The organism is Rhizobium sp. BK060 (genome assembly GCF_014193145.1).
Lineage (GTDB): Bacteria > Pseudomonadota > Alphaproteobacteria > Rhizobiales > Rhizobiaceae > Rhizobium.
In genome coordinates, this window is the sequence record NZ_JACHYW010000004.1 from 232,865 (window position 1) to 256,550 (window position 23,686).

At 60.2% G+C, this 23,686-nt stretch carries 26 protein-coding genes; 15 read left to right on the forward strand and 11 right to left on the reverse strand.

The features are described 5' to 3' along the window. Window positions 1–17 precede the first annotated feature (17 nt). From tdh to FHT71_RS06630, 9 genes are all read left to right on the forward strand, one after another. Window positions 18–1,055, forward strand: a complete 1,038-nt coding sequence (gene tdh, locus FHT71_RS06590; RefSeq protein WP_007790106.1) for an L-threonine 3-dehydrogenase — start codon at window positions 18–20, stop codon at window positions 1,053–1,055. 9 nt (window positions 1,056–1,064) lie between these two features. Beyond that, complete coding sequence (locus FHT71_RS06595; RefSeq protein WP_007790107.1) at window positions 1,065–1,412, forward strand: GFA family protein; 348 nt, start codon at window positions 1,065–1,067, stop codon at window positions 1,410–1,412. Window positions 1,413–1,868: 456 nt separating this feature from the next. Then, the gene (rpoD, locus tag FHT71_RS06600) at window positions 1,869–3,923 is read left to right on the forward strand and encodes an RNA polymerase sigma factor RpoD (RefSeq protein WP_007790109.1); all 2,055 of its coding nucleotides are present in this window, start codon (window positions 1,869–1,871) and stop codon (window positions 3,921–3,923) included. 209 nt (window positions 3,924–4,132) lie between these two features. Beyond that, window positions 4,133–4,426: a GYD domain-containing protein gene (locus FHT71_RS06605; RefSeq protein WP_007790116.1), complete on the forward strand. Its 294-nt coding sequence runs from the start codon at window positions 4,133–4,135 to the stop codon at window positions 4,424–4,426. A gap of 158 nt (window positions 4,427–4,584) precedes the next feature. Next, on the forward strand, window positions 4,585–5,751 hold the full coding sequence (locus FHT71_RS06610; protein WP_132588734.1) for a DUF930 domain-containing protein: 1,167 nt from the start codon (window positions 4,585–4,587) through the stop codon (window positions 5,749–5,751). A 79-nt stretch (window positions 5,752–5,830) separates the two neighbouring features. Continuing rightward, a complete protein-coding gene (locus FHT71_RS06615) occupies window positions 5,831–5,992 on the forward strand; it encodes a hypothetical protein (RefSeq protein WP_165933048.1) in 162 nt (53 codons plus the stop codon). A 116-nt stretch (window positions 5,993–6,108) separates the two neighbouring features. Next, the gene (locus tag FHT71_RS06620) at window positions 6,109–6,909 is read left to right on the forward strand and encodes an AraC family transcriptional regulator (protein ID WP_183719314.1); all 801 of its coding nucleotides are present in this window, start codon (window positions 6,109–6,111) and stop codon (window positions 6,907–6,909) included. 69 nt (window positions 6,910–6,978) lie between these two features. Next, window positions 6,979–7,866, forward strand: coding sequence for a DMT family transporter (locus tag FHT71_RS06625; RefSeq protein ID WP_132588732.1), 888 nt, complete (start codon window positions 6,979–6,981; stop codon window positions 7,864–7,866). 136 nt (window positions 7,867–8,002) lie between these two features. After that, the gene (locus tag FHT71_RS06630; protein ID WP_007790126.1) at window positions 8,003–8,383 is read left to right on the forward strand and encodes a DUF427 domain-containing protein; all 381 of its coding nucleotides are present in this window, start codon (window positions 8,003–8,005) and stop codon (window positions 8,381–8,383) included. A 232-nt stretch (window positions 8,384–8,615) separates the two neighbouring features. Here FHT71_RS06630 and FHT71_RS06635 read toward each other — a convergent pair whose 3' ends face one another. Further along, window positions 8,616–9,641 (reverse strand): porin, encoded by a 1,026-nt coding sequence (locus tag FHT71_RS06635; protein WP_132588730.1) that lies wholly within the window; start codon window positions 9,639–9,641, stop codon window positions 8,616–8,618. Between the two features lie 477 nt (window positions 9,642–10,118). Between FHT71_RS06635 and FHT71_RS06640 the strand changes: the two genes are divergently transcribed. Then, window positions 10,119–11,132, forward strand: a complete 1,014-nt coding sequence (locus FHT71_RS06640; RefSeq protein WP_132588728.1) for a LysR substrate-binding domain-containing protein — start codon at window positions 10,119–10,121, stop codon at window positions 11,130–11,132. Here the strand turns inward: FHT71_RS06640 and FHT71_RS06645 are convergent. Further along, window positions 11,120–11,572, reverse strand: a complete 453-nt coding sequence (locus FHT71_RS06645) for a VOC family protein (protein ID WP_132588727.1) — start codon at window positions 11,570–11,572, stop codon at window positions 11,120–11,122. The genes FHT71_RS06640 and FHT71_RS06645 overlap by 13 nt on opposite strands. A 208-nt stretch (window positions 11,573–11,780) precedes the next feature. Here FHT71_RS06645 and FHT71_RS06650 point away from each other — a divergent pair, with 208 nt between their 5' ends. From FHT71_RS06650 to FHT71_RS06665, 4 genes are all read left to right on the forward strand, one after another. After that, complete coding sequence (locus FHT71_RS06650) at window positions 11,781–12,134, forward strand: DUF1428 family protein (RefSeq protein ID WP_007790135.1); 354 nt, start codon at window positions 11,781–11,783, stop codon at window positions 12,132–12,134. 79 nt (window positions 12,135–12,213) lie between these two features. Further along, on the forward strand, window positions 12,214–12,636 hold the full coding sequence (locus FHT71_RS06655; protein WP_132588726.1) for a secondary thiamine-phosphate synthase enzyme YjbQ: 423 nt from the start codon (window positions 12,214–12,216) through the stop codon (window positions 12,634–12,636). Between the two features lie 102 nt (window positions 12,637–12,738). After that, the gene (locus FHT71_RS06660) at window positions 12,739–13,041 is read left to right on the forward strand and encodes a hypothetical protein (RefSeq protein ID WP_183719315.1); all 303 of its coding nucleotides are present in this window, start codon (window positions 12,739–12,741) and stop codon (window positions 13,039–13,041) included. Between the two features lie 170 nt (window positions 13,042–13,211). Further along, the gene (locus FHT71_RS06665) at window positions 13,212–13,562 is read left to right on the forward strand and encodes a hypothetical protein (RefSeq protein WP_007790139.1); all 351 of its coding nucleotides are present in this window, start codon (window positions 13,212–13,214) and stop codon (window positions 13,560–13,562) included. A gap of 85 nt (window positions 13,563–13,647) precedes the next feature. Here the strand turns inward: FHT71_RS06665 and FHT71_RS06670 are convergent, their stop codons facing one another. The 3 genes from FHT71_RS06670 to FHT71_RS06680 form a co-directional block, all read right to left on the reverse strand. After that, window positions 13,648–14,628: a DMT family transporter gene (locus FHT71_RS06670; RefSeq protein WP_183719316.1), complete on the reverse strand. Its 981-nt coding sequence runs from the start codon at window positions 14,626–14,628 to the stop codon at window positions 13,648–13,650. Between the two features lie 116 nt (window positions 14,629–14,744). Continuing rightward, window positions 14,745–15,230, reverse strand: a complete 486-nt coding sequence (locus FHT71_RS06675) for an NUDIX domain-containing protein (RefSeq protein WP_007790141.1) — start codon at window positions 15,228–15,230, stop codon at window positions 14,745–14,747. 62 nt (window positions 15,231–15,292) lie between these two features. Next, window positions 15,293–15,553, reverse strand: a complete 261-nt coding sequence (locus FHT71_RS06680) for a hypothetical protein (RefSeq protein ID WP_132588723.1) — start codon at window positions 15,551–15,553, stop codon at window positions 15,293–15,295. Window positions 15,554–15,934: 381 nt separating this feature from the next. On the opposite strand from FHT71_RS06680, the gene FHT71_RS06685 reads away from it, so the two are divergent. Next, entirely contained in the window at window positions 15,935–16,423 is a 489-nt protein-coding gene (locus tag FHT71_RS06685) for a GAF domain-containing protein (protein ID WP_132588722.1), read from the forward strand. Between the two features lie 84 nt (window positions 16,424–16,507). Here FHT71_RS06685 and cydX read toward each other — a convergent pair whose 3' ends face one another. The 6 genes from cydX to FHT71_RS06715 all read right to left on the reverse strand — a co-directional run bounded on the left by cydX (window position 16,508) and on the right by FHT71_RS06715 (window position 23,410). Continuing rightward, window positions 16,508–16,618: a cytochrome bd-I oxidase subunit CydX gene (cydX, locus tag FHT71_RS06690; protein ID WP_007790147.1), complete on the reverse strand. Its 111-nt coding sequence runs from the start codon at window positions 16,616–16,618 to the stop codon at window positions 16,508–16,510. Between the two features lie 12 nt (window positions 16,619–16,630). Further along, window positions 16,631–17,785 (reverse strand): cytochrome d ubiquinol oxidase subunit II, encoded by a 1,155-nt coding sequence (cydB, locus tag FHT71_RS06695; protein WP_132588721.1) that lies wholly within the window; start codon window positions 17,783–17,785, stop codon window positions 16,631–16,633. 6 nt (window positions 17,786–17,791) lie between these two features. Next, window positions 17,792–19,372: a cytochrome ubiquinol oxidase subunit I gene (locus FHT71_RS06700; RefSeq protein WP_132588720.1), complete on the reverse strand. Its 1,581-nt coding sequence runs from the start codon at window positions 19,370–19,372 to the stop codon at window positions 17,792–17,794. A gap of 72 nt (window positions 19,373–19,444) precedes the next feature. Then, window positions 19,445–21,133, reverse strand: a complete 1,689-nt coding sequence (gene cydC, locus FHT71_RS06705) for a thiol reductant ABC exporter subunit CydC (protein WP_132588719.1) — start codon at window positions 21,131–21,133, stop codon at window positions 19,445–19,447. Beyond that, a complete protein-coding gene (gene cydD, locus FHT71_RS06710) occupies window positions 21,133–22,827 on the reverse strand; it encodes a thiol reductant ABC exporter subunit CydD (RefSeq protein WP_132588718.1) in 1,695 nt (564 codons plus the stop codon). Before cydD ends, cydC begins: the two co-directional genes overlap by 1 nt. A 4-nt stretch (window positions 22,828–22,831) precedes the next feature. After that, the gene (locus tag FHT71_RS06715; RefSeq protein ID WP_132588717.1) at window positions 22,832–23,410 is read right to left on the reverse strand and encodes a GbsR/MarR family transcriptional regulator; all 579 of its coding nucleotides are present in this window, start codon (window positions 23,408–23,410) and stop codon (window positions 22,832–22,834) included. Between the last annotated feature and the right edge of the window lie 276 nt (window positions 23,411–23,686).

A 23,686-nucleotide genomic window follows, 5' to 3' on the forward strand; every position in this document is an offset into this window, starting at 1 on the left:
TTTGGGAGAGTAGGATCATGTCGAACATGATGAAGGCACTGGTCAAGGCAAAGCCGGAGGTCGGGCTTTGGATGGAGCATGTTCCCGTTCCCGAGGTCGGGCCGAACGATGTGCTGATCAAGGTGAAAAAATCCGCGATCTGCGGCACCGATGTGCATATCTGGAACTGGGACCAGTGGGCGCAGAAGACCATTCCGGTGCCGATGGTGGTTGGCCACGAATTCTGCGGCGAGATCGCACAGATCGGCTCGGCGGTAACGAAATATCATGTCGGCGAGCGGGTCTCCGGCGAGGGACATATCGTCTGCGGCAAGTGCCGCAACTGCCGTGCAGGTAGGGGGCATCTGTGCCGCAATACGCTGGGCGTCGGCGTCAACCGCCCCGGTTCCTTCGGAGAGTTCGTCTGCATTCCCGAGGCGAACGTGGTGCCAATCCCGGATGATATTCCCGACGAGATAGCCGCGATCTTCGATCCATTCGGCAACGCGGTGCACACGGCGCTGTCCTTCGATCTCGTCGGCGAGGACGTGCTTGTCACCGGCGCTGGGCCGATCGGCATCATGGGGGCGCTGGTCGCCAAGCGATCGGGGGCGCGCAAGGTCGTCATCACCGATATCAACCCGCACCGGCTCGACCTCGCCCGCAAGCTTGGCATCGATTATGTCGTCGACGCCTCGAAGGAGAACCTTGCCGATGTGATGAAGTCGATCGGCATGACCGAGGGCTTCGACGTCGGACTGGAAATGTCGGGCGCCGCACCGGCGTTCCGCGACATGATCGACAAGATGAATAATGGCGGCAAGATCGCCATCCTCGGCATCGCACCCGCCGGCTTCGAGATCGACTGGAACAAAGTCATCTTCAAGATGCTTAACCTGAAGGGCATCTACGGCCGCGAGATGTTCGAGACCTGGTACAAGATGATTGCCTTCGTGCAAGGCGGGTTGGATCTGTCGCCTGTCATCACGCACCGGATCGGCATCGATGACTTCCGGGAGGGGTTCGAGGCGATGCGCTCCGGCAACTCCGGCAAGGTGGTCATGGATTGGAACTGAGGGGGACTTATGATTTACGAGGGAAGCTGCCATTGCGGCAAAATCGCATTTGAAGTGGACGGGGAGTTCACCTCCGCCCTTGATTGCAATTGTTCACTTTGCCGACGGCGCGGAGGGCTGCTCGCCTTCGTTGCGCGCGACAAGTTCACGCTGAAAACGCCGCGTGAGACCCTGTCGACCTATACGTTCAATACGCGCACCATTCAGCACCGCTTCTGCGACACGTGCGGCATTGCTCCTTTCGCCGAAGCCAAAATGCCTGATGGCGCCGAGATGGCGTGCATCAACGTCCGCTGCATTCCTGCTGTCGATCTTGCAAGTCTAGAGATCCAACCCTGGGATGGGCAGTCTCACTAAGCTTTCGACCCGGATTGAACAACTGGCGGCGGGCAGACGAATCTTGGCGGCAACTTTGCCGTTCAAGAAGAATGCCTGCTGCTCTTGTCTTCTTGTGGTGACATCCTATCTATGCTTGGCAATCGCTTGAGCGGTTCCGGGCCTGTGGATAAGGCTTTTTCCGGGTTTTCTGAGGCTTTTTTGCTAGAAAAGCTTGACGAGAACAAAAAATATGGGAATCACCGTTCGACTTGGAAAGCGGTGAACTGGGTCAAGGGCGGATCGCACAACCATGGCCGGACATATGATGACTTTTGAGCTCTGTCGTCCGTCGCCGGCAATCGTGGTTAATCAGGCATTAAATCTCATCCCGTTAGGTGGGACTAGGTGATTCGAGACGGTCGTATGCGGCGTATCGGCTGCGTGCGGCCGTTCACTGCGGCGAGTTTGAATAGCGTCAGGAAGGCGACGACATAAATGGCAACCAAGGTCAAAGAGAACGAAGAAGCGGAAGTCGAACGCGACGGCGGCACCGACGGCCCTCTTCTCGATCTTTCCGATGACGCGGTCAAGAAGATGATCAAGGCCGCGAAGAAGCGCGGCTATGTGACGATGGACGAGCTGAATGCTGTCCTGCCGTCCGAAGAGGTGACGTCCGAGCAGATCGAAGACACGATGTCGATGCTGTCCGATATGGGCATCAACGTCATCGAGGACGAGGAAGCCGAAGAGGCCGGCGCCAGCGGTGGCGACGACGACGATTCCAGCTCCGACGACGAAAGCGAAGGCGGCGAACTGGCCCCTTCTGGCGGTACTGCCCTTGCGACCGCCAAGAAGAAAGAGCCGACCGACCGTACCGACGATCCGGTGCGCATGTACCTGCGCGAGATGGGCTCGGTGGAGCTTCTGTCGCGCGAAGGCGAAATCGCGATCGCCAAGCGCATCGAGGCCGGCCGCGAAACGATGATCGGCGGTCTCTGTGAGAGCCCGCTGACGTTCCAGGCGCTGATCATCTGGCGTGACGAACTGAACGAAGGCACGACGCTGCTTCGCGAGATCATCGATCTCGAAACGACCTATTCCGGCCCGGAGGCCAAGGCTGCGCCGCAGTTCCAGAGCCCCGAGAAGATCGAGGCCGACCGAAAGGCTGCTGAAGAAAAGGAAAAGACGCGCCGCGTCCGTTCCGGCGACGACGACATCACCAATGTCGGCGGCGAGGGTCTGCCTCCGGAAGAGGAAGAAGAAGACGAAGACGAGTCCAACCTGTCGCTGGCCGCTATGGAAGCGGAACTGCGTCCGCAGGTCATGGAGACGCTCGACATCATCGCCGAGACCTACAAGAAGCTGCGCAAGCTTCAGGACCAGCAGGTCGAGCAGCGGCTTGCTGCCACCGGCACGCTGTCGTCCGCCCAGGAGCGCCGCTACAAGGAACTCAAAGATGAGCTCATCAAGGCCGTCAAGTCTCTGTCGCTGAACCAGAACCGCATCGACGCCCTCGTCGAGCAGCTCTATGACATCAACAAGCGTCTCGTTCAGAACGAAGGTCGCCTGCTGCGTCTGGCTGAATCCTACGGTGTCAAGCGTGACTCGTTCCTTGAGCAGTATCAGGGCGCCGAGCTTGATCCGAACTGGATGAAGTCGATCGGCAATCTGGCCGCACGCGGCTGGAAGGAATTCGCCAAGGGCGAAAATACGACGATCCGCGACATCCGCCAGGAGATCCAGAATCTCGCAACGGAAACCGGCATCTCGATCTCGGAATTCCGCCGCATCGTGCACATGGTGCAGAAGGGCGAACGCGAAGCACGCATCGCCAAGAAGGAAATGGTCGAAGCGAACCTTCGTCTCGTCATCTCCATCGCCAAGAAGTACACGAACCGCGGCCTGCAGTTCCTCGACCTCATTCAGGAAGGCAACATCGGCCTGATGAAGGCGGTCGACAAGTTCGAGTACCGTCGCGGCTACAAGTTCTCGACCTATGCGACATGGTGGATCCGTCAGGCGATCACCCGTTCGATCGCCGACCAGGCCCGCACGATCCGTATTCCGGTGCACATGATCGAAACGATCAACAAGATCGTCCGCACGTCGCGCCAGATGCTGCACGAGATCGGCCGTGAGCCGACGCCGGAAGAACTGGCCGAAAAGCTCGCAATGCCGCTCGAAAAGGTCCGCAAGGTTCTGAAGATCGCCAAGGAGCCGATCTCGCTCGAAACCCCCGTGGGCGACGAAGAAGATTCACACCTCGGCGATTTCATCGAGGACAAGAATGCGCTTCTGCCGATCGACGCGGCCATCCAGGCGAACCTGCGCGAAACGACGACCCGTGTTCTGGCATCGCTGACGCCGCGCGAAGAGCGCGTCCTGCGCATGCGCTTCGGCATCGGCATGAATACCGACCACACGCTCGAAGAAGTCGGTCAGCAGTTCTCGGTCACCCGCGAACGTATCCGTCAGATCGAGGCGAAGGCGCTACGCAAGCTCAAGCATCCGAGCCGCTCCAGAAAGCTCCGCTCGTTCCTGGACAGCTAAGTTTTCACCTTTGACCAAGCGCATCCGAGAGCCGGGCCTTGTGCCCGGCTTTTCCTTTGGCGCGCATCCGCGGACCACGGTGTTCCTTGTTGTCAAATGGGGACAGGAGTAAGGTACGCTCCACGGGGGACAGGACTGACCACAGCGCATGAGCGAAGGTCGCCATAGCCTGTTGCGTAGGGCCGAGACCCTCCGGTGGGAGGTGTGCAATGACCACTTACATCGTGCTTATCAATTGGACGGATCAGGGCATTCGCAACGTTCGCGACTCGACAAAGCGCCTGGACGCGGCAAAGAAGCTGCTTGGCGATATGGGTGGCTCCTTCCAAAATTTTTTCCTGACGATGGGCGATCATGACCTAGTCGCCGTATGCGAGGCACCTGACGATGCCGTGATGGCCCGTTTTAACTTGTCTCTTGGAATGGCCGGCAATGTGCGCACGCGGACATTGAAGGCATTTCCGGAGGCCGCCTATCGCGAGATCATAGGTTCGCTGGGCTGATTTGTCGGGCTGCCGGGCCTGCTGCTGGCAAATATGTGGATCATGTCCTGCGCTGACGCATTGCGTCCGTGGAGCGCGAGGCTTTTTTGTTTTATGGCTTGATGATGCCTTGTTAAAAGGCCACATCGGTAGCGTGGCGTAGGGCATCGTTCGTAGGCATGCAGCAGGTTTCGGCAAAAAAATGGGGAGCATTCGGCTGGGGCATCTTTGCCTCCGTGGTGTTGCACCTTGCCGTCGTCGCCTTCTTTCTCGTGAAGCTGCCCGTGCCTGCTCCCCAGCCGGAGGAGGAAACTGTCAGCGTCGACCTCGTGCCGCCGCCGGAGGAGAAGAAACCCGAGGAAAAGCCGCCGGAACTGAAGATGCCGGAAGAGCCCAAGCCCGAGGAGCCGAAACCGGAGGAGAAGAAGGCAGAAGAAAAGCCGGCCGAGAAGCCTGCGGAACCGCCAAAGGAAGCAAAGGCCGAGCAACCGCCTCCGCCACCACCGCCGCCTCCGGCGGAGGAGGCAAAAGCGCCGGAAGAGAAGCCACCGGAAAAGCCGCCCGAAGCCCAGTCCAAGGAACAGGCTGGCAAGGCGCAGCCCCTGTCGGCGCTGCGCCCAGTGGCGGAATTTGGCGACAAGGATACAGGACCAGAAAAATCGACGGAGGGGGATGCGTCCGTCGCGGGTGTGAAATCGGATACGCCGAAGCCTTCACCAGAGCCCAGGCCGGAACCCCAAGAAGATCAAACGAAGCCAGAGGAAATGGCGGAAGCAGCCAAGGCACCCGAAAGCAAGGAGCCACCCGCCAATCCGGTTCCGGAGGATGTCGAACTCCCGCAGGTCGACCTGGCCGATAACCATGCCGAGAAGAACGGCCCTGCCGCGGGAGCCGAAAGCGAGGCCAAGACGAGCTTCGAGCAGGGAAAACCGCCCAACTCAACAAAGCCCGATGCGACCGCAACCGCCCAGGCGGACAAGCCCATCGAACTGACGGAGGCGAAGACGTTGTTTTCGCAGAAGATGACCAACGATCCGGTGGCGAGAACCGCAATGGGCGATCTGCCGCGGGGTGCCCGTGTGGCGGAGCTTTGCAGCACTGAGCTTCGACAGCAACTGATACATGGATCTCCAGCATATCGGCCAGAAATCCTGCCGTCCTACAGTCTTTCAAAGGGTACAGTCCTTCAAGCCAGCAACGCATTTCGGGCATCTGGTCGGTGGTACGATGTTCGCTTCCGTTGCGAGGTGGACGACGGGGCGACAAAGGTGAAATCCTTCGGCTTTGCTGTAGGCAATCCAGTTCCGAGAAGCGAATGGGCGCGCCGCCGCTTCCCGATGGACTAGCGTTCACAAGTTCGGCACAAGACAGCCGGGATAGCTTTGTCCATCGCCACATGTCGGTGGCGCGTGAAAGGACAATGAGATGTCGAATGAGATCGAGCGCTTCTTCGAATTACACGATGAGGCAACCAAGGCTGCCTTTGTCGAAAATCGCGGGGACGAGCTCACTGACATCCTGGTCGCCGCGCTTGAGGATGTCTTTGCGATTCTTGCCAGCGACGATTTTCGCGAAACGATCCATTGATCCAAGCCAATAAGCATTGATCGCTGACGCGCTCGCGGCGTCCGGCCGACTTGCCGCTGCATTGTTTTCAGTCGTCTGGGCTGGCACTATAAGGTGTCACCTCTGGAAGCGTACGCATGGCCCGCAGTCAATTTCGCATGTTCAGGTCGGTCGTTCCCGGCATCGAGGCGGTGGCTGCCGATAGCAACCAAAGCTTCGCGCGCCATACGCATGAGCAATTCGGCATCGGGCTGGTTTCGTCAGGTGCGCAAAAGTCCCTGAGCGGCCGCGGGATGGTTGAGGCGGGTGCCGGCGATATCATCACGGTCAACCCGAACGAAGTGCATGATGGCTCGCCGATCGGCGAGGGGAGGTCGTGGAGGATACTCTACTTCGATCCCGAGATGATCGCTGCCAATGTGTCGGAGATCACGGAGGGACGGCGATCGGCTGTCGAGATTCCGCATCCGGTATTGCACGACAAAGCGATTGCCGCGCACTTCGAGGCAGCCTTTGGGCTGGTGACCAGTTCCGGGGAACCGCGAATGCAGCATGAGGAAGCCATCCTTGAAATCGTCGCGCGTGTCGTTGCGGAGGTCCTGCCGAATGAAGGGCAGGTTGGTCCTCAGTCCATTTCAACCGCGCAGGAAATGATCGACTGCGATCCGACTGCGGCGATCTGTCTATCGGACCTTGCCCGCGCAAGCCGGCTCAGCCGGTTCCAGGTGTTGCGCGGTTTTGCCAAGGCGACCGGCCTGACACCTCATGCCTATCTGGTTCAGCGCCGCATCCATCTTGCCAGGCGCCTGATCGCCGGCGGCGCGCCCTTGGCAGAGGCTGCCCTTGCCAGCGGCTTCGTCGACCAAAGCCATATGACACGGGTGTTCGTCCGGAAATATGGGGTCTCTCCGCGCGCCTATGCAAATGCGGTCGCCTGACCGCGCTGCAATTTCATACAAGATTGCCAGACGTTTTTCGTCTTTCTTCTGCGCAAACGGGAGAAGACGATGCAGCGACATTTGCAAGGTTACCTCTATCTGACTTTGGCGATGATCACAGTGGGCAGCACGGTGATCGCAAGTCGGGTCATTGCTTCAGGCATGCCGCCGTTCACGGCGACAGCTCTGCGCTTTGCCACAGCCTTCCCGTTCTTTGTGCTTTTGATGCGCATGACCCGGACGCGCTTGCCAAACTTGCCGTTTCGGGACTGGATTATCCTCTTCGTTCAAGCCGGGGCGGGTAGCGTTGGCTACACGACTTTGCTGATCTCCGGCCTGAAGCTGACGACCGCCGCCGACGCCGGTGTCATCATCGGGACGCTGCCGGTCGTGGCCGGGGCGCTTTCCGTTGCGGTTCTGGGCGAGCGACCCCATTCATCGATGGTATTGGCGATCGCGCTGGCGGCAACCGGTGTTCTCTTCATTGCTCTTTCGCCCGGCGCAGGCAGTGGATCCCTGCTTGGCAACGCGCTGGTTTTCGGGGCCGTGATCTGTGAAAGCCTGTTCATCCTCCTGAACAAGAACCTCAGTTCATCGATCCCGGCGCTGACACAATCCGCGTTGATGACGGGGATTGGCTTCCTTGTCGCCATGGTCGCGGCACTTTTGGCGGAGGGCGTGCCAAGCGCATTGCCTGCCGGTGCAATGTCGGCGGTGATCTATTACGCGCTGGTGCCGACTGTTGCCGGCTTCATTCTCTGGTATGCGGGGGCGGAGCGTGTGAGTGGGGTTGAGGCCTCGCTTTTCACCGCAGTCGCACCGGTTTCGGCGTTGCTTATGGCCTTCGTGATGCTCGGTGAACCGCTGCATTTCTACCAAGTCGCCGGCGTCGCCTGCGTGCTGGCGGCGGTCGTTGGGCTTGGGTTGTTTCAGCGACGGGCGACGATGGCGAGGTAGAACGTGGCCAAGGCACAATACGATGAGCACAGATTCGCCACTCGGATGAAGCCAGCGCGATTCCGTTCGTTTGACCGGCTCATGAAATTCGGCACGTCGGTTCCTATATCTGGTTTCTGGCCGAAAGGAGCTGCCGATGTCTGCGCAACCGATGAAGATACCCGGTCCCGATCATCCAATTACCGTCAGGCCCAATCCGGCGCGCGTCGTCGTAAAGCTCGGCGGTCAGGTCATTGCCGACAGTCGCAACGCGTTGACGCTGCAGGAAGCGTCCTATCCCGCCGTGCAATACATACCGCGCGCTGATGTCGACATGGCGCTTCTGACCCGAAGTGACCACCATACCTATTGCCCCTATAAGGGGGAGGCCTCGTATTTCAACATCGTTTCGGGTGGTGACATCGCCGGGGATGCGATCTGGACCTATGAAAATCCGTATGCTGCGGTCAGCGAGATCAAGGAGCATCTCGCCTTCTACCCCGATCGGGTGGACTCTCTCGAGGAGTTCCCGGGTTAGGCGCAAGCGCCCATCGAGGTGAGCGCAGCGTTCGATATCGGAACCGCTCGGGCCCTGCACCCCATTGATCGAGATATCTTGCTGCGGAAGCAGTGGCATGCTTGGGAGGAAAAGCAAGGACGGTCCGGCAGGGAAACCGGACCAGTCCCCGTAACTGATCGGAGGTCAATCGGATCAGAAAACGCAATACTGGGCGGCGCCCAAGGTTGATCCAGGGCGCCGGGATTTTGAATTAGAACGCGCGCTGCAGGCGGAAGAAGCCCTTGGTCACTTCGTCGGCGTCGTCCGGATCGGTGTAGTCGACCGTTGCCTTGGCGTAGAGGTTGTCGACAATCTGATAGTCGACGGTGATGCCGACCTTCCAGGCATCGCCCAGACCGTCGAAAGAATCGCCGTGGAAGTTGTCAAGATCAGGGACGTAGTTACCGAAGTACTGGGCCATCGGGGTAATCGTCCACTTGTCGGTAGCCTTGATCGCGTATTCGGCGGCAACCGTCCATTCCGACTGAGAGTAGTAGGAGTTCGGGCCAGACGCATAGATAGCTGCCAGGCCGAGCGTGCCCGGGCCGATATCCGCAAAGAGCATGCCGCGGACAGCGCCTTCTTCGTTGTCAGTGTCGTAGCCGCCGATCACCTGGTAGCTGACTACGCCAGCCTTGCCGCCAACGCCGAAGGCAATGCCGACGTTGTTCGGGTTTTCGCCGGTCTTGAAGTAGCCGTCTTCCAGTTCGTCTACGCTGATGCCGGCGTAGAAGTCACCGTTTTCATACTGGTAGCGGATGGAGTTGTGCAGCGTTTCAAAGCTGGAGAGAACGTCCGGCTCGCCAGAAAGGTCGTCATCCCACCACGAGTAGAACAGACCAGCGCGGAAGCCGGCGATATCGATGTATGCCGAATCCAGAATGGTGCTGGTCGAACTGTTGTCGCCGTTGTTGCGGAAAACGATGACGCCGGTCAGCGGGCCATATTCCGTGTCGCTCTTGGCGGTGAACTGTACCTGGGCGCGTGTGAAGGCGTTCCAGTCGGACGTACCCTTCTCATCCGGACCGCCGTCAACCTGGAAACGAATGTAGCCATTGATCTTGAGGCAGGTTTCGGTGCCGGGGATGTAGAAGTAGCCTGAGCCGTACGCGTCGCAGACGCGGACGTATTCAACCGGCTCGGGTTCTGCTGCAACGATTGCGTCAGCAGCAAAGACCGGCGAGGACGCAGCAGCAAACGCTGCGGCGGAGGTCAACAATGCCATCCGTATATTCATTTGAAATCCATTTCCTTTTCGATTGAACCGCCGCCAGGGGAGATGGGGCCGTTCCGATAGTTTGCCTTTCGGCTGGCGGATCAGCGAACCGCTGAAGCCTTAATTTCATCCTTGATTAAATCTATCAATTCTCCCGGTAGCAAAATCCCTGTTTGCGACAGTTCTTTGATGTGTCGTGTTGTTTTTATGTAACAATATCAAATACTTAATCATACGACTCCTTTGCGCCGCATTTGTGCGGCGCATAGTGATCGTCATGCTGTTCTCAGGGGCTCGCGGGAGCGCGTCTGACGCCATCATTGCAATGGTGCCAAAGGAAATCTCAGCGCAGATAGTCCCGCCGGAGGCCAAATTGAAGGGCACCGATTGGAACGCAGTGTTCCAAATTTGGAACGAATTCTCGTTCCATGCGGTTGGCATTACCCCTTAGTAACGGTAAGCGATAACGGTCGCAGGCCTATCTGAAAGGGGTGCCCGATGCTGAACGCAGAGGGTGTTTTCCAGGATCTAAACGATTTCGTCTATTTTGCCGCAGTCGTTCGTCACAATGGCTTTTCCGCCGCCGGGCGGGTGCTGAACATGCCGAAATCGAAGCTCAGTCGGCACATAACAGCGCTGGAGGCAAGACTCGGCGTCAGGCTACTGGAGCGGACGGTCAATCGATTCCGCGTGACGGAAATCGGACGCGCCTTCTACAATCACTGCGAAAACATACTGCGTGAAGCGGATCGTGCCGCGAAGGCCATCAACGATGCGACCGGCGAACCGCAGGGGCAGATTCGCATAAGCGTGCCTCACGGATTGCTGGATGGCTCGCTTGGCGCCATGATCCCGGCGTTTCTCAACCGTTACCCCAAGGTTCAGCTGCAGATACTCAGTACGGATCGACGGGTCGACATCATCAACGAGCGCCTCGATCTCGCGGTTCGCGCGCAATTGGCCGAAGAGACGGACTCCGAACTGACGATGCGCGTGCTCAGCAAGGTGGATCTGATCCTTGTGGCGAACCAGAACGTTGCAAGTTCGCTGCCGTCCATCGAAGGTGTCGAAAGTCTTGTCGACGCTCCGACGGTGTCGTTTGCCGGGCCGCTGACGGAGTGGCAGGACTGGGACGTCTGGGAGTTCACCGGACCCGATGGCACTCGATACCGGCATCAGCACAAGCCGCGCATGAGCTGCCGCAGCGTCGCGGCCGTGCTGGAAGCGATATACGCCGGGGTAGGGGTCGGGCTTCTGCCCGACCATATCTGCGCCGAGGGAATTCGCGATGGCAGGCTCGTGCGCCTTCTGCCCAATCACCAGATGTCCCAGGCGACGATCTACCTTGTCTTCACCGCAACGCGAGGTCTGCCGACAGCAGTTCGGGCGCTCGTCGATTTTCTCGTAGAGCAGTTCCGCAGCCTGCGCGTCACCACGCAGTGCCAGGAGGCCGAGATACAGGCGAAGGATCGGGCCCGGCTTATCGAGATGTCCGGCGCTCAGCCTGCATAGGCTTCGTCGAGCGCCGCGATATCGATCTTCACCATCTGCATCATCGCGGCCTGCACACGCATGGCCTTTTCCGCGTCCGGATCGTTGAGATAGCGCATCAAAGCGTCGGGTATGATCTGCCAGGAGACGCCGAACCGGTCCTTCAGCCAGCCGCATTGCTGCGGCTTGCCGCTATTGAGCAACCGTTCCCAGTAGTAGTCGACCTCCGCCTGATCCTTGCAACGAACGAAGAATGAGACAGCCTCGCTGAACCTGAACTGAGGACCTCCGTTCAGACCCATGAACTGCTGGCCTTCCAGGTCGAACGTCGCGGCAAATGCCTTTCCATCCGGGCCTCGCTTCACCTGCGGGTCCCCGGCGTTGTTGAATATCGCCCTATAAAAGCTGATGGCGTCGTCGAGCTGGTTATCGAACCAAAGGCAAGGTGTGATCTTCTGCATCGGTCGTCCTCCTGGCGCTTAATCTGTGGCAAGGACGCTGAAAGAGGAGGCTTGCCGACAACCGGCAGCGAATTATTCCTGATCGGAAGTTGGCGGCAATTCACTTGCCTATCGCCGATGCTGCCTAATCTTAACTTGAGGAGGGATGTCGGTCCAAGCCAACTCCGTCTGTCCTTGGACTTGCAACAACGTAAAAAGGGAGAAAAACATGTCCTATGTCGATGGGTTCGTCGTGGCCGTACCGCAGAAGAACATTGAGGCGTACAAGGCCTTTTCCGCCACGACCGGCGCAGTATGGAAGTCCTACGGCGCAAAAGAGTTTGTGGAATGCATCGCCGACGACGTGCCGTATGGGGAACTGACCTCGTTTCCGCGCGCTGTGCAGGCGGCGGACGACGAAGTCGTGGTTTTTTCCTGGATCGTTTATGGCTCACGCCAGGAGCGCGATGACATTATGACGAAAGTGATGGCGGACCCTCGTCTTCAAGGCGACGCGTGGAAGTCGATCTTCGATGGCAAGCGGATGATCTTTGGTGGGTTCGTTCCCTTTCTGCAGCTTTGAGCAGCGGGCAGAAGCGGCATTGACATGAGGGCAGCTCAACGCCACGTCTCGTAAAAGAGACGTAAGCGGAATCGCAGCCATGGCCCAGAAGGTCATCAGCATTTCCACCAGAGGCCAGGGCCTATACGAATTTACAGCGCAGGCCGCGTCCTTTGTTCGCGCCAGCGGCGCGGCCGAGGGCCTGCTGACCGTTTTCGTGCGCCACACCTCATGCTCGCTGCTCATTCAAGAAAACGCCGACCCGGACGTCCGCACCGATCTCGATGCGTTCTTTCGCCGACTGGTGCCTCCCGCTTCCGACCCTTCGATGCGCTGGATTGTTCATACCACCGAAGGACCGGACGATATGCCGGCGCATATCAAGGCTGCGTTGACGCAGGTTTCCATCGGCATTCCGGTTGTCGGCGGGCGGCTCGCGCTCGGCACGTGGCAGGGGATCTACCTGTTCGAACACCGCGACCGGCCGCATCGGCGCGAGATCGTGCTGCATCTGAGCGGCTGAACCGGAACTGAACGGCCGGTTCGAAGATCATTCATTTTCAGAGGGTTATGGTCACCACAATCCCGGGTGGGAGATGTAGGCAACCGTTCACAGAGTAGTGTCATGACCCATTTCATCGCCAAGGCTTCGTTTGCCGCCCTTATCGCATTGGCATCGAACCCGTTCGCGGCACCGACCGCCTCGGCTTCGGAATGGGGACGTGCACCAGCTGTCGATGCCCAATACCGTCCCGTGTATGCCTGCTCGCCCGTGCAAGCTGTCCAGAAGGCACGTTGGACAGGTCTGCGCTACGCGCGCGTCACGAACGTCACGCCGCGGCGTCTGGTCGTTTCCGGCCGCAATTATCGGGGCTGGGACCGGATGGTGTTCGCCAACGTTCGCGGATGCCCCTTGATCCGCCGCTGATTGGCGTCGTCCACAATGGCGCCGTCAGCTTGCCTTGGCCGCGCCATTTTCGCCCTGCTTTGTGCGAATCGCATATGAATGCGCAGATCCGGAAAGGTTGGACCTGACCTTGCCGGTAAGAGTGTATCGAATGGGGAAGGGCTCTGCCGCACCCCGATGGAGAACTTTCGATGATGCAATTTCTGGCCAAGGCGGGGCTTGCGACGCTGCTCGCCGCCGGCACTGTTGCCGGAGCAGCTGCACCGGCATCCGCTCAGGTAGACGTCTACATTGGCGGTGGTCGCCCGCCACCGCCTCCCGGTTACTATCGCCCGCCACCGCCTGACTATGATCGCCCGCGGCCGCGTCCGCGTGGCTGTGACCCGCGGCTCGCAGAAGATATCGCGCGCGACTACGGCTTTCGTCGTGCCCGCGTGGTCGACGTCACGCCTCGCCGCGTGATCGTCGAGGGCTGGACGCGCCGTGGCGCCGATGAAATCAGCTTCGGCAATATCCGCGGCTGCCCGGTCCTGCGCCGCTAACGGTCCCGATCACCAGACTCTGAAAAAAATAGAAATCCGCCTTTGCCAACGTCATTCGGTTCCGGCAAAGGCGGTTTTTTAGCACTTAGGGGATCGCGTGCGCGGCCAATTGAGCTGGTTGCTCCACGTCGCCGGTCTCGTCGGTCGATGTTGCAAGCGGCGCCTGGTTGTCGGCTGAAACGACGGCTCGCGGCAGGGGCGTGCCACGCTTGTTTTCGCGCGCCAGCGTCAGCAAACCCGAGCAGATAATGAGAACGATGCCGGCAGCCATTGGCAGGTCGATCGTGTCGTCGAAGATCAGATATCCGAATCCGATCGCCCACAGCATCTGGCTGTACTGAGGAGGGGCGACCAGGCTTGCCGGTGCCAGCCGCGCGGCTGTCATCAGCAGCACGTTACCGGCCGCGCCAAGCAGGCCATAGCTTGCGATGAACAACCACTGGCGCGGGGTTGGAACAACCATCTCCGACAGCATCAGAATGCCACTGACGGCAAGTGTGCCGAGCAAGGCTGCGCCGTACAGCGACAGGCGCTTTTCGGCCGGCCCCATCTTTCGCATGATGACGATCGAGATTGCTGCAGCCAGGCCGCCGATCGCCGCCGCAAGATGACCGACCGACAAATCGCGGAAGCCCGGACGGAGCACGACCAGAACGCCGATGAAGCCGACGATGACGGCGGCCCAGCGCTGCCAGCGTACGTCTTCCCCGAGAAAGATGACGGACAGAATGGTCACGAACGACGGCAGAAGGAACAGCAGACAGAAGGCCTCAGCCATCGGCAGCTTTGTGAATGTGATGATCGAAGCGATTGCTCCGATTGCGCCGCAGACGAACCGCAGCAGCCAAAGCGTGCGGTTCGTGCTTCTGAAGATATCGCGCCAGGTGTCATCTCTGCCTTTGATGAAGGGCAGCGCGGCGCAGCCGAATAGCGCGCCGACGAAGGCGATCTGATAGGCGGGCACCCCGCCATGCAATATCTTGATCGATGCATCGCTGAAGGCAAATACGGCATAGGCGCCAAACGCGACGAGAACACCGCGCAGCGGCGAAGAATGGGCTGTCATGGATTTAGAATCGTCCGCAGGAGAGTCTTTGAACTCTTACGGACCGCCGGCGGCAACGCGAGAGCCGATTGCGAATAGCTGCCATGCACAATCGCAAGCCCGGCTGTCATCATTTATCAGCTCGCATATGCCTCCAGGGGACTTTGCGAGCGCCGTCGGAGGAAATCCACGAGCAGGGGGTGCTGACCTTTCAGGATCTTTCGCTCCGCATCCGCCAGCGTGAACCATTCGGCTCGATCCACTTCTGGAAATTCCACCATCACGCCGGAGCGCGGCGGCCACTCCATCCGGAAGCGATTGCTGGCAGTTGCTTCCAGATCGATGTCGGCCTCGACGGCCCAGGCAACAACGATCTTGCCACCGGGTTGCTTGTATTCCCCGAGATGATGAAAGCTTCCTTCGACGTCGACGCCCAGTTCTTCGCGGGCTTCACGTCTTGCCGCATCAAGTTCATCTTCGTCCTCGTCGACGAGGCCCTTGGGGATCGACCAGGCGCCGATGTCCTTCTTCGCCCAGTAGGGTCCCCCCGGATGAACCAGGAGAACCTCGTAGCCACCATCGTGGAGGCGGTAAATCAGCAGGCCTGCACTTCGCTTCGCCATATCGACTGCATCCTTTTGCTTACGGGGAAGAGCACTGGGCGCGGCTCGCGCCCAGTGCTGTTTTAATTAGGGGTCTGGCGAAGAGCCACGCCGTAGTCGCGGTAAACGCTCAGGCAATCGGTGTAGCTAAGCGAGCCGTTGTCGCCGTAAATGACATGGGCGCTGGATGCGCTGGTCGCCGCTTCTTCCGATACGAAGAGGATCGCCTCGCCAAGCGATTTTCCCGTGATCGGCTCTTCGGTGCCGTCTTCCTGGGTGATGCCTTCAATAATTGCCGCTATCTGGCGGTGGCTGAAAACCGCCCGTCTGTCTTCCGGTGTCATTGTCCTTACCTCTGCTTGAAATCAATGGATCTATCTGCCCAGCCGAAGCGGTTTCATGACTTCTTGCACAGCTCTGCCGAAATAGCTGCTCCGCTCGTCGGAATGCTCTAACAATGAGGGGGGCGGCAGGCGCTTTACCTAACCGTCGCCCGATATCGCCGTGCGCGCAAACCGCAGCTGCCGGCCGACTTGGGTCGCGATCCGCAACAGGTCGTGACAGGGCACTAGATAGAGTCGGATCATCGACCGACAAGATGGTTGCTGATAACTATCACCATCTAGTGAGATGAAGGTCGATCCTGCTCATCACGATTGCGTTTGGCAATCGGGATGCATGCCCCTATATCGACGCTCACCACGCAAACAGAAGCGACAACGGATATGTTTCAAGCCGCGACCATAAATTCCACCAACAAGGTCGATTTCTACGCGGAGCTTTGCCAGCAGCTTAAGGGCCTGCTGCACGGTGAAAGCGATACGATCGCCAATGCCGCGAATACGTCGGCTCTGATGTTCGAAATGATGGCGGACCTGAACTGGGCAGGCTTCTACTTCCTCAAGTCGGATAGCGAGCTGGTTCTGGGGCCGTTCCAGGGGAAGGCGGCATGCGTCCGCATTGCGGTCGGCCGCGGTGTTTGCGGTACGGCTGTGGAAAAGGGGGCTTCGATCCTCGTCGAGGACGTACATGCGTTTCCCGGGCATATCGCCTGTGACGCCGCGTCGCGTTCGGAACTCGTGGTACCGCTTCATCACGATGGTAAAATTCTTGGCGTCATCGATCTGGACAGCCCGACCGCGTCGCGCTTCGACGCCGAGGATCAGGCCGGCGTCGAAGCTCTGGCCCGGATTTTCGTCGAGGCAAGCTACTGAACCTCTGCGGCTCGGTATCGCTCAAAGCAAAGGGACACGCTCGTGCAAGCGCGTCCCTTCGTTGTTTTCAATGAGAACTAAGCGCTACTGCTTTCGCTTCTTGGCCTCGTCGTCCATCAACTCATACCACATCGCGTTGAGGACGGCGAAGGCGGCGGCCAGAGGTAGGCCGAGGATCCATGCGAAATACCACATCGTTTTTCTCCTTCAGTAGGCGTGGCCGCTCTTGTCGGTGACCGTCTTCTCGTCGACTTTGCCCCAGAGGACTTTGTAAACCCAGGCGGTGTAGGCGACGATTATCGGCAGGAAAATTAGCGACACGACGAGCATGACGAACAGCGTCGTGTGGCTCGACGAGGCATCCCATACCGTCAGGCTCGACCTCGGGTCGAGTGAGGAGGGCAGGATGAACGGGAACATCGAGAGACCGACGGTCGAGATGATGCCGAAGATCGAGAGCTTGCTGAAGAGCAGGGTAGCGACTTCCCATTTTGCCCGGAGGGCGAGGAAGGCTGCTGCTGCACCGAGGAAGCCGAGGGTCGGCGCAATCAGCATCCACGGGTAGGTGCTATAGTTCGCCAGCCAGGAGCCATCGTGGGTGGCCGTCTTGAGCAGAGGGTTCGACGGGCCGGCCGGGTTGATCTCGCTGGTGATGCTGTAGCCGTTCACTGCGAGCGCCAGGAAGAGGCCACCGAGCGCGAAAAGGATGATGACGGCAAGCGCGGCGAGGCTGCCATAGCTTCTGGCCCGCTCGGCGACCGGCCCGCTTGCTTTCAGGACGAGCCAGGAAGCGCCGTGCATGACGAACATGGCGACCGAGAGCAGGCCACAAAGCAGGGCGTAAGGGTTGAGAAGGCCAAAGAACGAGCCCTCGTAGAAGATGCGCATGTCAGCCGGGTCGAAGCGGAACGGCACGCCTTGCAGCACGTTGCCAACGGCGACGCCGAAGATCAGCGACGGTACGAAACCGCCGACGAACAGCGCGAAGTCCCAGTTGTTGCGCCAGCGGGCGCTCTCGCGCTTCGAGCGGTACTTGAAGCCGACCGGGCGCAGGATGAGCGCGAACAGGATCGCGAACATCGCGAGGTAGAAGCCCGAGAACGACACCGCATAAAGCGGCGGCCAGGCGGCGAAAGTAGCGGCCCCGCCAACGATCAGCCAGACCTGGTTTCCTTCCCAGACAGGGCCGATCGTGTTGATGGCGACGCGGCGCTCCGTATCCGTCTTGGCGACGAAAGGCAACAACGTGCCGACGCCGAGATCGAAGCCATCCGTGGCGGCAAAGCCGATCAGGAGTACGCCGAGAAGCAGCCACCAGATCAAGCGCAGGATTTCGTAGTCTATCAGTTCGTGCAGGATCATGACGGGTCACTCCGCAGCGGGAACGAGGGTTTCGGAAATAAGCTCTGCTTGCGGCTCGTCGTCCGGCTCCGGTCCCTTCTGGATGGCTCTGATCATAAGCGTCATCTCGACGATGATGAGCGTTGTATAGAGCGCAGCAAAGCCGACGATGGTCAGCAGAACCGTGCTTGCGCCGAGGCTCGACACCGCCATTGCCGTCGGCAGAACGCCTTCGATAACCCACGGCTGACGGCCAATTTCGGCAACGATCCAGCCTGCTTCGATGGCAATCCAGGGAAGCGGGATCGCGAAAACGGCGATCTTCAGCAGGAATGGGTACTTATCCAGGTGTCGCCGTGCCGAAAGCCAAAAGAAGGTCGCCGTCAGGACGATGAAGAACATGCCGAGCCCGACCATGATGCGGAACGACCAGAAGAGGGTCGGCACATGCGGAATGGTATCATGCGCGGCCTGGGCGATCTGCGCCTCAGTCGCCTGGCGCGGATCGTCAACGTAGCGCTTCAGAAGAAGAGCGTAGCCGAGCTGGTGTCCCAGTTCCTCGAACGAGGTGCGGACCTGAGGCGCGATACCGTCCGGTGTTGCTGCAGCGCGGATCTGCATCAGCGCGTCGTAGGCCTTGATGCCGTCGCGGATGCGGGCTTCCGCCTGCTGCTCGAGCTTGTCGATACCGGGTATCTCCGTCGTCAGCGAACGGGTGCCGATCAAACCCATCACCCAAGGAATGTGAACGGCGAAATGTGTCTCGCGTGCCTCCTGGTCGGGAAAGCCGAAGGCGGTGAAGGCGGCGGGTGCCGGTTCGGTCTCCCACATCGCCTCGATGGCGGCGAGCTTCATCTTCTGGTTTTCGGTTGCGAGGTAGCCGCTTTCGTCACCGAGGACGACGACCGAAAGCGCCGATGCCAGACCGAACGATGCCGCGACCGTCATCGAGCGCTTGGCGATTTCGAGGTGCCAGCCCTTTAGTAGGTACCAGGCCGAGACGCCGAGCACGAAGATCGACGCACAGACATAACCGGCTGAGACGGTATGGACGAACTTCGCCTGGGCGACGGGGTTGAAGACCACGTCGAAGAAACTGGTGATTTCCATGCGCATCGTCTGCGGGTTGAGCGCCGAGCCGACCGGGTTCTGCATCCAGCCGTTGGCAACGAGGATCCAGAGCGCCGAGAAGTTGGAGCCGAGCGCCACGCACCATGTCGCCACGAGGTGACCGACCTTCGAAAGCTTGTCCCATCCGAAGAAGAACAGGCCGACGAAGGTTGCCTCAAGGAAGAAGGCCATGAGACCCTCGATGGCCAGCGGGGCGCCGAAGATATCGCCGACATAGTAGCTGTAGTAGCTCCAGTTCATGCCGAACTGGAACTCCATGACGATGCCGGTGGCGACGCCGATCGCAAAGTTGATGCCGAAGAGTACGCCCCAGAACTTCGTCATCTGCCGCCAGACGTGGCGGCCCGTCATGACGTAGACGGTTTCCATGATGGCGAGCAGTACGGAAAGCCCGAGCGTCAAAGGCACGAATAAAAAGTGGTAAAGCGCAGTCAGCGCAAATTGGAAGCGCGATAGCGCGACGATGTCTAGTTCCATTGTCTTTCTCCCACGGTCCCACGGGGTACGAAGGGTTCCGCCAAACCGGATTGCCTGGCGGTCATGTGTGGTTCAGTCCGGTCTCAGCCGGTTCAAAGCCTTTTCGAATGCCGCCTCTCCACGGCGCGAAACGTCTGTGATGCGCCCGTCGTCCATGACTACGATGATGTCCGCGATCGCGGCCTCCCGACGGATATGCGTGGCGATGACGAGCGAGCGTTGCTGCGCCTTTTGCGCCAGACAAAACATGACGTCGCGCGCGGTTGCGCCATCGAGGCCTTCCGTCGGCTCGTCCAGCAGCCACAGCGGCGCGTCGTGCAAAAAGAGGCGGGCGAGGGCGAGGCGGCGCGATTGACCGCCCGAAAGCCCCATGCCGCCTTCGCCAAGCGGCGTGTCGAGGCCGCGCGGCAGTACGACGATATCGTAGAGGAGGCCTGCGGCGGCGAGTGCTTCACGGAGCACTTGGTCGTCGGCGTCAGGTCGTGCCAGTTGGAGGTTGCAGCGCAGGCTGTCCCGGAAAAGCTCCGTGCGTTGGGTCAGCAGCGTGGCGTTGAGACATTCGATGGATCCGTGAGTGGCCCGCATTTCAGTTGCCAGGAGCGAAAGCAGGGTCGATTTGCCGGCGCCACTTGCGCCAATTAGAGCGAGCTTTTCGCCGGCCTTCAGATCGAGGTTAATGTCGCGTAGCACAGGCATTTCCGCGTCATATCCCGCGGTCACTTCGTTCAGGCGAAATGCCACGCCGGGAGCCGATGCAGCATTGCGGTGCGCGCCTGCATTTGCCGACAAGCGCGGCGCGATGCGGCCGGCGGCGAGCAAGGTTCGGCCGAGCTCCATCGCACCGCGGCGCAGAGCGCCGAAGGGCTCGACCGCGGCGAAGGTAATCAGCACGCCAAGCGCGGCGACCGGCGGGCTGATCGTGCCTGCTCCGGCCAGGGCTGCAACAGCCAGTAGCGAACCGCTAAGTAGGGCGGTTGACGTAAGCCCGAACCCGAATGTGACACCGGCTTCGATGCGGTTCAGGCGGTCGTCGGCGCCGGCGGCATAGTGATCGGCATCTGCGATCGCCGCACGCCGCGCGTCGAGGCGTCCGGCCATCAGCAAGTCGGTCTGGCCGGCGACGAGATCAATGGTGCGGGCGCGAACGGCCTCGATGCCGTGGGCGCGGCGGCGGGCATGCTTCATGGCCCGGCGTCCGGCGACGAAGGGAATGCCGAGACCGGCGACAAGCAGCACGATGCCGACGGCCAGTCCGAAGAGCGGATGCATCAGCACAAGCGCCACGCTTGCGGCAATCGCCGCAGCGACCGCAACGCCGGCTGGAACCAGCACGCGCAGATAGAGGGAGTCGAGCGCATCGATGTCGCCCGTTAGGCGGAAAAGCAGGCGGGCGGGCCGGCGAGCAAGCTCCCGTGCGGCACCGGGCATTGCCCATCCGCGGAACAGGCGCTCGCGCAGAGCGGCGAGTACGCTGAGCGTCGCGTCATGGGTCGTCAGCCGCTCGCCGTAGCGCGAGGCGGTCCGGCCGAGCGCAAGCAGGCGAATGCCGGCCGACGGCATGAAGACGTCGAAGGTGGCAATCGTTGCTGCCGAAAGTCCGGCGATGCCGGCTGCGGTAATGAACCAGCCGGAGAGGCCGAGCAAAGCAATTCCTGCCGATACCGTGGTCGCGGAGAGCGCTGCCCCGAGGAGCAAACCCCGGCGGCGCTCGGCCAGGAAGAGCTTGACGATCGGCTTGAGGTTGGAAAGCGATGCGCTCATTACTCAGCCGCCTCCCGTGTCGTTTCGGGATCGAGCAGGACGGTCCGGTCCATGCTCGCGGCAAGCCGCGGATCATGGGTTGCGACGACAAGCGTGCGGCCCTTGGCAAGGGCAAGCAGGCTCTCGGTGATCTCGCTTGCGGTTTCAGCATCGAGGTGCGCGGTCGGCTCGTCGGCAAGTACGATGCAGGCTTCCCGATTGCAGGCGGCGCGGGCGATGGCGAGGCGTAGCGCTTCGCCGCCGGAAACTCCCATGCCACCATCGCCAAGCGGACGTCGAGCGTGGTTGCGGGCAAAGCGGCTGAGCTTGGCAAGATCGAGTGCTTCTGTCACGGCCCGCATGGAAACGTCCGGCCGACCGAGCGAAATGTTGCCTGCGATGGTGCCTGCAAACATATGCGGCTTCTGGCCGACCCAGGCGACCTTGGCATGAAGGGTCGGATTGGCCGGCTGTTCGTCGATGGTGACGCTGCCGGTTTTGCAGGTCGCGTGGCCGGCGATCAGTGCGAGGAGGGTGGATTTGCCCGAGCCGCTGGCACCGAGCAGGGCAACGTGCTCGCCGGGATGGATGCGCAGATTGAAGTCGTCGATGGCGGTGTTGCTGTTCTTGCCATAACGGAAGCTGACATTCTCCAGTCGGATGGCGCCGACTGCTGTTTCGGCTTTGGATGCATCGCTCGCAACGGGCAGCATCAGGCCATCCGCATTCAGCGCATCGATCGCCTTGATCGCAGCTTCGCCGGCGGCGCGGTCATGCCAGACGGCCGAAAGTTCGCGCAGCGGCTCGAAGAAAGCCGGCGCAAGCAGCAGGACGAAGAGGCCGGTCGTCAGATCGAGGCCGCCTGTCCAGGCGCCGAAGCGAATTTCTCCGAGCAGGGAAAAGCCGATATAGACGGCGACCAGCGCGACGCCCAGGGCCGCGAAGAGCTCGAGCACGGCCGACGACAGGAAGGCAATCTTCAGCACAGCCATGGTGTGAGCCTTCAGCGAGTGGGCGTCGGCTCTGAGCCTCGTTGCGGTCGCATCGACGGCGTCGAGTGAACGGATGGTCGCCATCCCACGCAGGCGGTCCAGGAGGAAGCCGTTGAGGCCGCCGGTTGCTGCCAGCTGCTTCTCGCTTGCAGCCTGCGCGCGCCAGCCAATCAACGCCATGAAGACGGGGATCAACGGCATGGCGAAAAGGAGAATGAGAGCGGCAATCCAGGAAATCGGGACGACGCAGCCAAGGATGACCATCGGCACGGCACTTGCCTTGAAGCGGGCCGGCTGAAAGCGCGAGAGGCAGGGAACGATCATCTCGGCTTGTTCGCCGATGATGCTTGCGGCTTCGCCGGAGCTCGGTCTTGTGCTGTCGATCGGCGAGCGCCGGGCAAGGGCTGTGACGGCCAGTTCACGCCGCGCCGTCAGTTCGGCGCGTGCTGCGCGAAATGCCATGCGGCCGCCAGCCGCCTCGAGACAGCTTTTCGCTATGCCAAGCAACGCGATATAGACGGCAAACCACAAGACGTCGTCGAAGCCGCCGCCCTTTGCGATGCGGCCGACTGCGGTGGCGAGAAGTGCCGCCTGCGGGATCCATATGAGCGATGCCAGGGTCTGGACGGCAGCTGCCTTTCGCAAGCCACCTTGTCCGGACACAGCTTTTCCCGGCTTGCCGAAAGCCTGCTTTCCTTTTGCGTCTAAGCAAGCACTCCCCATAGCGCTAACTCTTGTTCGCAGGATTGGGCCGGCGGCTGCGGCCGAGCGAAACGACTCGGTCCTTGGCCTCCAACAGCTTCGTCACTTTCGCACCTAAGGAGAGTAACGTCGCAAGCCGTTCGGTTTCAAGTTGTTTTACGTCCTCATACCAATGCGTTAGCTGTTCGATCAGCGCGTGCATCTCGCTCATACGTTCTTGCGCGTGGCGTTCTGCTTCGCTTGCCGGCCGCTGCATCAGGATTTCCCGCAGCACCGAGAGCGTCGGATCGACCTCGCGCTTCTTGCGCTCTTCCGCCAGCGTCCGCAGGATCTGCCAGACGTCATCGGGTGTGGTGAAGAAGTCGCGCCGGTCATCCGGCTTGTGTTTCAGCAGAACGAGGTTCCAGGTCTGCAGTTCGCGTAGGCTCATCGAGACGTTCGAGCGGGAAATGCCAAGAGCGTCGGTGATCTCCTCGGCGCAGAGCGGCGATGGCGATACGTAGAGCAGGGCGTAGATCTGGCCGACCGTGCGGTTGATGCCCCAGCGCGAGCCCATTTCACCGAAGTGCAGGACGAAGGATTGAATAAGCGGCGGAAGGTTCATCTCGGTTTCCGTTATATCTGTAATTTCAGAAATTTCTGAAATCACTATAACTGGGTCGGCTCCACGGGCAATTGGCAAATGAGGGCTGCGGCAATTTGGTGTCGCGGCCACAGAAAGCCGCCCCAGCTCGCCCCGGATGACGACACTTTGATTTCAATCAAGAAAACGCTGTTTCTCCAGCGGTGGCCGTAGTCTATGTTTTTGCGCGGAGCTGATTTGATGCGCAAAGACATACATAATTCAGACATACCAGTACGTTGCATGAGCTGTGAGGTT